Here is a 6,365-nt window from a genome sequence, read left to right on the forward strand (position 1 = left end):
CAGCATGGGCTTCCCTATCTTGCGAGCTGCCGGATGGAACGGAATCTGCAGGTTCCGCAACATTCCCGGCCGGGAGAACCCCGTTATGTTGACCATAGAGGACAGCTTTTTGCGGCAGGCATGCCGCAGGCGGCTGTTAAATACAGGGTGGTACCACGAACACATTCGTCCCTTGCAAGGACGGGTGTGTTTTTTTGTATACGATGACGCAAGGGAGATGAGCGTATGAGACAACGACAAATGCTGCTTTCCACGTTAAGGGAAGCGCCGGCCGAAGCGGAGGCGGCTAGTCACCGGCTGCTGCTCCGGGGAGGTTACGTCCGGCAGACGGCTGCGGGCATTTACAGCTTTTTGCCGCTTGGTTTTCGCGTGCTGCGCAATCTGGAACGGATCATCCGCGAGGAGATGCAGGCGGCCGGCTTTGACGAATTGCTGATGCCGGCCATGCAGCCGTCCGAGCTGTGGGAGCAATCGGGCAGGCATACGGAATACGGACCGGAGCTGATCCGGCTTCAGGACCGGCATCAGCGCGGGTTTGTGCTGGGGCCGACGCATGAGGAAGTCGTCACCTCGTTAGTGGCGGCGGAGGTGAGCAGCTACCGGCAGCTTCCGCTTCGTTTATACCAAATCCAAACGAAATTCAGGGATGAACGGCGACCGCGTTACGGCCTCCTGCGGGGCAGGGAATTTTTGATGAAGGACGCTTATTCGTTTGATACGGATTGGCAGGGGCTGGATGAAAATTATCAGGCGATGGTGCGCGCTTATCACCGGATATTCGAAAGATGCGGTTTGCGTTTTCGGGCGGTGGAAGCCGAGGCGGGAGCGATCGGCGGCGAAGGCGAAACGCTTGAATTTATGGCGCTTGCGGACATCGGGGAAGATACGGTCGTGACGTGTCCGCCCTGCGATTATGCAGCGAATCTGGAAAAAGCGGTTTTCCTTCAAGTGGAACATGCAGCGGCTTACGGCGATTTCGTTCCGAAGCCCGAAGAGGTGCACACGCCGGGGATCAAAACGATCGACGAGCTAAGCGCTTTTTTGGGAGAAAAGGCGGAATCATGCCTGAAAACGATGATTTATACGGCCGACGATCAGCCGATTGCGGTCGTGGTCCGCGGCGATCATGAGGTTAACGAGTTCAAGCTGAAAAACGAGCTCGGCGCAGACCGGCTGGAATTGGCCGATTTGGAAACGGTAGAGCGGGTGACCGGCGCGCCGCACGGGTTTGCCGGACCGAAAGGCCTTCACATTCCGATTTATTTGGATTCAGCGGCCGCGGCCGCTGCCGTTAAAGGGGGCACCGCGGGTGCTAATCGGGAAGATTACCATGTCCGCCATCTTGTTCCCGGCCGGGATTTTCAGGCCGAACGGATCGGCGATTACCGCAACGCCCAAATCGGCGACCGCTGCAGCCGTTGCGGGGAGGAGCTTGTTTTCAGCCGCGGCATCGAAGTGGGCCATGTATTTAAGCTGGGTACCAAATACAGCAAGGCGCTCGGCGCGACGTTTACAAATAAGGACGGTCAAGAAGACTGGATGATCATGGGCTGCTACGGCATCGGCGTATCCCGCCTCATTTCGGCTGCGGCGGAGCAGCATGGCGGCGAGTCGGGCATCGTTTGGCCGTTTTCGCTCGCTCCGTTCCAGGTGCACGTCATCCCGGTATCGGCCAAAGATGAGGCGCAGACCGAATTGGGGACGGCGTTGTACGAAAAGCTTCGCAGCTCCGGAATCGACGTGCTCCTGGATGACCGCGACGAGCGTCCGGGTGTGAAATTCAAGGACGCGGACCTGATCGGCGCCCCGCTTCGGATCGTTGTCGGGAAGGCGGCAGCCGAAGGACTCGTCGAATGGCAGAACCGGCGGGACGGGGATGAAAAAGAGCTGATTGCCGCTGAAGAGGCGGTCTTGCGATCGCGGAAATTTGTTCCTCAGGTAACGGTTAACTATAATAAAGGGGAATAGGTATTATTGGAGGAAATAAACAACATGACAATTCGACAAGCGGTACCCGAAGATGCAAGGCAAGCTGCCAGACTGCTGTATGACGCCCTTCACGATGTGGCGCACCAGCTGACGGGGGAAGAGAAGGAGCAGGATGTTGTGGAGATGCTGGAACGGTATTTCGCTGCCGACGAAGGAAGGCTTTCCCATAAGCAGGCGCTCGTGAAAGAAATAGACGGCGTGGTCGCCGGCGTCGTCGTCGCTTACGGCGGGGATCAAATCGCCGAGCTGGACCGGCCGATTCTGGACCGGCTGCGGAAGCTGAAAAATGACCCTCACTTCCATCTCGACAAGGAATCGGACGAAGACGAATATTACATCGACACGCTGTCCGTTTCCCCGGCATTCGGCGGGCAGGGGATCGGCACGAAGCTGATCCGCGCCTCCGAAGAACAAGCGTCCGCGCTCGGCTACGGTAAAATCGCCATGGCCGTCGTAACGGACAACGCAAGAGCGTATTCCCTGTACCTTCATCTGGGATACGAAGTGGACAAGGAGATTACGATCAACGGTCATGCGTATTATCACATGGTCAAACGGCTGTGACATATCCTTTCATAACCCGGGCTTTATAGAGCCGGGTTATTTTTTTTCGGCTTCCCAATCCTCCCGCGTTTTCGCAAACAATACATGATCCTCCCAGACGCCGTTGATGAGCAAATAATTTAGAGCAAGCCCTTCGCGCCGGAAGCCCGCTTTTTCCAGGACCCGCAGCGAAGGAGCGTTTCTCGGCATAACGCCGGCTTGTACGCGGTGAAGGCCCAACTCCTCGAAAGCGTACCGGACACATAGACGTACGGCTTCGGTCATATAGCCCTTTCCTTGATGCTCCCGGCCGATGAAATACCCCAGATTCGCGTTTTGAAACGCGCCTCGAGCGATCCCGGTGAGCGCGATCCGCCCAGCCAGCTCGTCCCTTTCATTTCCGGTTACGAACATGCCGAACAGCGCGGACGTTGCCTGATCCCGGTCGCCCATTCCGGTTAAAATGTCTTTTTCCTGGCCTTCGACCGTAAAAAAAGACGCGTCCCGGATCGGCTCGAACGGCTGCAAATACTCGTGGTTCCGGAGCCGGAGATCAAGCATCTCCTGCGCATGCTCCGGCGTTAACCGCCGCAAAGCGAGTTTTCCGTTGATTCCCGTTAACATCGTCCAATTTCCCCCTTCTTTTCATGCAGGCTGAAGAAAGATTATATGCTTCCCGCAGACAAATTTCAATCATGCAGTGGATGAAAACTTGAAGATTGGGTGCTTGTACCAATATTTGGTTATCCACCTTTCATACCCTTTTTTGGTAGGATAGTAGATAGGGATTTTGCAAAAATCCAAGGAGCTACTTTCAATCAGCAATATATAGAGCGAAACGGTTTCATTCGTCTATATATTGTACCTGGGAGCGGGTGGAATCGGATTTTGCAAACTCCTGTGATAGGAGTTATGAATCTATTCTATGAAAACCAAAAAAAGCGAGGCATTTTCTTTTGAAGACACGAAAGATCATTATAGCTGGATGGATGGCGGGGGCATTGGCGCTGGGCGGTTGCGCAAACGCGTGGGCGGCGACCTCCTCCGCTTCTTTGCCGTTTGACGACATTGCCGGAAGTTTTGCCAAAAATGAGATTGTGGAGCTGGTGAAGGAAGGGGTCGTCAACGGCACGGGCAACCGGAAATTCGAACCGAAAAAAAACGTGACGCGCGCTGAATTCGTTGCCATGGCCGACCGGTTGCTAAAGCTGGCGCCCGTGGATGCCGACATGCCGTCGTTTGCCGACGTTCCGGCCAAAAGCTGGTATTACGGCTGGATCGAGGCGGCCGTTCAGCTCGGGATCGCGGAAGGGAAAAGCAAAAGCTCGTTCGAGCCGTCGGCCCGAATTACGAGGCAGGAAGCCGCCGTTCTGATCGTCCGGGCGCTGAAGGTCGACCCCGGCAGCGATACCGGCAGCAGTTTGGATTACAAAGATAAAAATCAGATCGCCCCTTGGGCGGTCCCTTACGTCCAGGCGGCGCATACGCTTGGCCTGATGGGCGGAGCCGACGGGAAGTTCCGTCCGGCCGATGCGATGACCCGCGAGGAAACGGCCGCCGTGTTGGACCGGATTTTGCACGACAAAGTTTGGTCCAAAGCGATCCGTCAAACGCCGAATATGGGCCTCCAGCTCGGCTGGCAAAACGGCTTAACGACGGCCCAGTTTAAAGAGCAGGTCAAAAACAGCGCCGTAAATACGTTGGTTCCGAGGTGGTTTTTTCTCGAGTACGGATCGACGCCGGTTTCCAACCATGCGGACGCGAGTCTTTCCAGTTGGGCCAAGCAAAACAACAAAAAGGTGTGGGCCATGCTCGGAAACCATTCGGACTCGGCATTAACGCATCAAATCCTGTCGGATGAACACGCGCGCGCCGCCGTCATTCAGAAACTCGCGGGTTATGCAAAGACGTACGGATTATCCGGGCTCAACGTAGATTTCGAAAACGTGAACCCCGAGGATCGGCTTTCGCTTACGGCGTTCATTTCCGAGCTCGGAACGAGCCTGCGGGCGGCCGGGGCCGTTCTGTCCATCGACGTTTCCCCGGACCTGGGTACCGATTGGACCGAGGCCTTCGATTACGAAGCGCTCGGAAGATATGCGGATTACGTCGTGCTTATGGGTTATGACGAACATTGGGACGGCGATCCCGTGGCGGGTTCGGTATCCTCGCTCCCGTGGGTTCAATCGGCCTTGAACCGGATGCTTTCCGTCGTTCCGGCGAAGAAAACCATACTGGCGCTTCCCTTCTATACTAGGGACTGGACGCTCCAATCCGGTGGGGTATCGTCCGAAGAGCTGACGTTGATCCAGCAGGGCTACCGTATCCGCTCGGTCGCCTACAACCGTTCATGGGATTCGGATCTCGGACAGTATGTCGTCAGCTACATGCGCCAAGGAAGCCAGCACAAGATTTGGGTGGAAGACGGGCGTTCGCTCGGGCTTAAAACGATGATGGCCGCCAAACGGGGAGTCGCAGGTTATGCCTATTGGTATATGGGCGCGGAAACCGACGACATTTGGACCAGTTTAAGCAATGCCGTTCGTTATGCGTCGTATTAAAGATATAACCGACGTATAAGTGGTAATAAATGCGGTTAATTAGGAGAAATCTATTTTATTAAGATTTTTTACTTGAAAATCGGACTCCCACCCTACGTGGGTGCCTGGATTGAAATTGAATATATATCTGGCGTTTTAAAATAATTCCGACGTCTCATCCTATGTGGGCGTGGATTGAAATGAAAATTCCGTGTTATGCTACAAAAATGCACCATCTTGAATTTTATTGGTTAACCTAGTATCGGTTTTTCCCAAGTCCATTCTAAGGGGTGTATTTTTATTCAGTTAAAGGTTAGAATTTTAATTTTTATTCAGAAGAATTGAAAATGGAAGCTGTTCGATTGCATGTAGATGAAAGACGGAAGGAATACCTGGATTAAGAACGATATGTTCAGCAGTTAAAACGGGAGAATTCATTACTAAAAAAGTGTTTGGAAATCTGGATATGGAGGTAAGAAAATCGCTTCAAACTAATCGAACAAGCGGCGAACCAGGCAAGTAGCCTAAACTACGCCAACTCCTTGGCGTGTCTAGAAGTGGCTATTACGGCTATTTAAAGCGGAAGAAGGATAAAGAGGCCAAGCGACGCATCCGCACCATATACAAACGCTACAAAGGAAAGTATGGCTACCAACAGATCCAACTGTTCTTGTGGCAGGCTGAGGGCGAATGGTGAACCACAGGAAGGTACTACGCCTTATGCAAGTCTCGGACTCCGAGCAATTATTCGTCAGAAACGCCGAATTAACATGACATACCACGCTGCAGAGCGTATGGTGGAGAATCTGCTTAAGTGATATTCACGGCCTAAAAACCAAACTAGTCCTATTGACGTTTGCCAAGCATTTGTTAAGCAAGAAGACGTGACCGGTTTGGTCGTTCGCAGCGACCAAGGATTCTCAGTACACGTCACACGCTTACCACGATATGCTGCCAAAGGTTGGCGCTCAAATCAGCATGTCTCGCCGGGGTAATTGTCTAGACAACGCCTTCATGGAGAGCTTCTATTTGCATCTCAAAACGGAAGGGGTCTACCCCTATAATATCCGAATCTGGCGGAGGCATTAAGGAGAATTAAGAAGTACATACGATTTTGCAACCGAAGACGCCATCAGCGAAAATTAAACAAACTGACGCCGGTAAAGTGATATTATCCCCTTTAGGTAGACAGATAAGAGACTGACTCTTACTGTTAACTTGGAGGGGATTTTTATATGGCCAGAGTCCAACACACACATTCAACTGAATCGAAATATAAAGCTGTTCAGATGT

The 6,365-nt window shown here is 53.2% G+C and carries 4 protein-coding genes; 3 read left to right on the plus strand and 1 reads right to left on the minus strand.

The features are described from left to right. Window positions 1–225: 225 nt before the first annotated feature. Together RJP21_RS14555 and RJP21_RS14560 are read left to right on the plus strand one after the other, a co-directional pair. On the plus strand, window positions 226–1,968 hold the full coding sequence (locus tag RJP21_RS14555; protein ID WP_310859880.1) for a proline--tRNA ligase: 1,743 nt from the start codon (window positions 226–228) through the stop codon (window positions 1,966–1,968). Between the two features lie 24 nt (window positions 1,969–1,992). Then, window positions 1,993–2,553 (plus strand): GNAT family N-acetyltransferase, encoded by a 561-nt coding sequence (locus tag RJP21_RS14560; RefSeq protein WP_310859881.1) that lies wholly within the window; start codon window positions 1,993–1,995, stop codon window positions 2,551–2,553. 36 nt (window positions 2,554–2,589) lie between these two features. Here RJP21_RS14560 and RJP21_RS14565 read toward each other — a convergent pair whose 3' ends face one another. After that, window positions 2,590–3,156, minus strand: coding sequence for a GNAT family N-acetyltransferase (locus RJP21_RS14565; protein ID WP_310859882.1), 567 nt, complete (start codon window positions 3,154–3,156; stop codon window positions 2,590–2,592). Between the two features lie 332 nt (window positions 3,157–3,488). On the opposite strand from RJP21_RS14565, the gene RJP21_RS14570 reads away from it, so the two are divergent. Then, window positions 3,489–5,093, plus strand: coding sequence for an S-layer homology domain-containing protein (locus RJP21_RS14570; RefSeq protein ID WP_310859883.1), 1,605 nt, complete (start codon window positions 3,489–3,491; stop codon window positions 5,091–5,093). Window positions 5,094–6,365 lie beyond the last annotated feature (1,272 nt).

The organism is Paenibacillus sp. VCA1 (genome assembly GCF_031583795.1).
Classification (GTDB): domain Bacteria; phylum Bacillota; class Bacilli; order Paenibacillales; family Paenibacillaceae; genus Paenibacillus_AQ; species Paenibacillus_AQ albilobatus.

Coding starts and splice junctions, on each gene's coding strand:
- RJP21_RS14555 (WP_310859880.1), top strand. CDS start 226: ATGAGACAACGACAAATGCTGCTTTCCACGTTAAGGGAAGCGCCGGCC.
- RJP21_RS14560 (WP_310859881.1), top strand. CDS start 1,993: ATGACAATTCGACAAGCGGTACCCGAAGATGCAAGGCAAGCTGCCAGA.
- RJP21_RS14565 (WP_310859882.1), bottom strand. CDS start 3,156: ATGTTAACGGGAATCAACGGAAAACTCGCTTTGCGGCGGTTAACGCCG.